1 protein-coding gene and 1 pseudogene are annotated in these 2,346 nt (G+C 39.9%); one reads left to right on the top strand and one right to left on the bottom strand.

Features of this window, described 5'->3' with window-relative positions:
• Positions 1–438: 438 nt before the first annotated feature.
• Positions 439–1,801, bottom strand: a pseudogene (locus LJE09_RS16960) (transposase); the annotation flags it as partial.
• Between the two features lie 170 nt (positions 1,802–1,971).
• Here LJE09_RS16960 and LJE09_RS16955 point away from each other — a divergent pair.
• Positions 1,972–2,286, top strand: a complete 315-nt coding sequence (locus tag LJE09_RS16955; RefSeq protein WP_006859613.1) for a hypothetical protein — start codon at positions 1,972–1,974, stop codon at positions 2,284–2,286.
• Positions 2,287–2,346 lie beyond the last annotated feature (60 nt).

Here is a 2,346-nt window from a genome sequence, read left to right as displayed (position 1 = left end):
AATGAAGGTCGTGATTTGAGGGATAGAGGAAATGTAAAAGCCGTAACAAGAACTGCGGCAAATTAAAAAGGCGGCTTCCCAAGAAACCGCCAAAGGTTCTATCAGACCGAAGCCATGATATACCTACACGCAAGAAGATTATACCATGTGCTTCTTCTGATACGCAACCAAGAACTTATGTTTGTTAGGTAATTGCGAAACAAGTTCGCAATCCTAACTAAAAAGCGGTAAGAATCTTGCAACGCAGGATTCTTAAGATGAAAAATAGGTACTTCTAAATTTGAACATGACTAAAAGACTTCCCAGATAAACTGCGAAGAAAAGATTGTATGCATATTAATAATCAGGCAATCAAAGGCTTCAAACTCCGGATGTATTGGTATTGATGAATCTTATCAGCGACAAGCACAGTAACAAGCTGGGTAATTCCTGCAAGCAGTAAATCAGCATGAAGTGTTTTCTCATTCTGTGTTTTACGATCTGCAATGCAGAAACTATCTTTGAAATGGTTGATTGACTTTTCAACATTTACACGGATCTTGTAAGTATCCTCCCATTCCTGTGAGCCGCGTTCTACACCAGGATAGGCACGAAGGTTCTTTTCAGGATAAATGTAGATCATTCGTCCGCAGGAAGAAGATGTACATGGATTGTCACAATGACATACGCGATGTTTTGACTTGTCGGCAGGATTGTATTCCCATTTCATTTTTGGACATACAAACTTCATGGTAGGAAGTTTGCTCCGCAAATGGGATCTGCTTCCTTCACGCCGCATCGGAAGTGATGGATCGTGAGGACAGCAGGGAATACCGTTTTCATTGACAGTATAGTCGGTTCCTTCCACAGAAAGCTTTGTTTTTAAAGGGATAAAAGCTTTTTGAAAGCCAATTTCTTCAAAGAGGGATTTGTAAATGTTAATGGCATCAAACGCAGCATCTCCAAGAAACGTCTTTGAATTTATTAAAGGATGTTTCTGGAAAAAGTCAATTAAAACTGGAAGAAGTGCTTTCGAATCGGCAAGGGATTTATCCTCATCCGGTGAATCTGATTTCTTCCCTACAACGATATCAGGATGTTTTTTTAGAAAGTCCTTGTTGTAGAAAGTGATGTCACGAACAATACCAAGCCCGTTCGTAATAATACCAAATTTATAGGCGTAACAGAAATGTCCATTGATGTACATCTGCTGGATTGCCTGATTGGAAGCCGCATGAGTTGGCATAGAGCCATAAGCAGCTTTATAAGGATCATAGGAATCATCAAGGTTATGGGACTTTTTGAAAGCCTTTAGCTGCTTGATAATACGGTTGGCATATTTTGGGTTATTTTCTGTAACCCATGCTTCAATGCCAGAGGTATCAAAGATTGTCATGGAAGCAAGGGCAGGATCAAGACTTTGGCAGATCGGTTCGGTCAGATCAACAAGATGATCGAACATAGATTGTAAGTCCGATAAAAAATCCTGTTTGAAACGTGTAAATTTGGAACCATCCGGAACAACATCAAAACCGCAGAAATCACGCAGTTCCTGGGAAAATTTCAAAAATACGATCAGGAGTGTGTCCGTCGGGATTGAGAAAATACGCTGGATAAGAAGTGCCTTAAGCATTGGATAAAGCTGATGTTTGCGAGGTCTTCCGGTACTGGCGTAAAAATGAGAAATAAAAGAAACAGGAATAATTTCATCAAGGTCAATGGCTTCATCAAGAAGCGAAAGGAACTGATATTTGTCGTTGTCGAATTTATTTTGACAATCTTCAAAAATTTCTGCCAAAGTGAGCTGTTTATATGTTATCATGTAGGTATATCTCCTTTAGGTGGATTGGTTAATTAGTTTCTAGGCAATTCTATTTTACCATAAACCTTGAGGAGATATTTTATTTTAACAACAAAAAAATGCCGTATTTATGCGGCTTTTGGCGTTTCGCAAACGCCTATTATGTTTGTGAAGGAAAGGAGAATGTAAGAATGGCAAAATCAACAAAAAGTTATGAAGCACGAATGCTTGAAATGGAAAAGAAAGAGCAGGAAAGCCTTGAAAAGGCGAAACGATATGCGGCACAGAAGAAAGAACTTCTGAAGCGAAAGAAAGCCGAAGAAAGTAAAAAACGAACCCATAGGCTCTGTCAGATTGGCGGTGCGGTGGAATCCGTTCTCGGTGCGCCTATTGAGGAAGAAGACATCCCAAAGCTGATTGGTTTTCTGAAAAGGCAGGAAGCCAACGGGAAATTTTTCTCAAAGGCAATGCAGAAAGAAGTCAATACCGATATGGAGGAAGTGTAATGGCGGAGGGGATGAGTTTTTCATTCCCTTCATTGCTTTTTCATGAAGGGCGCACTTATG

The sequence above is a fragment of the Blautia sp. DFI.3.45 genome, from assembly GCF_020593505.1.
In the GTDB taxonomy this organism is placed as follows: Bacteria; Bacillota; Clostridia; order Lachnospirales; family Lachnospiraceae; genus Blautia_A; species Blautia_A wexlerae.
The sequence above is the reverse complement of the archived record's forward strand: the minus strand, read 5'-3'. Positions and strand labels throughout refer to the sequence as shown.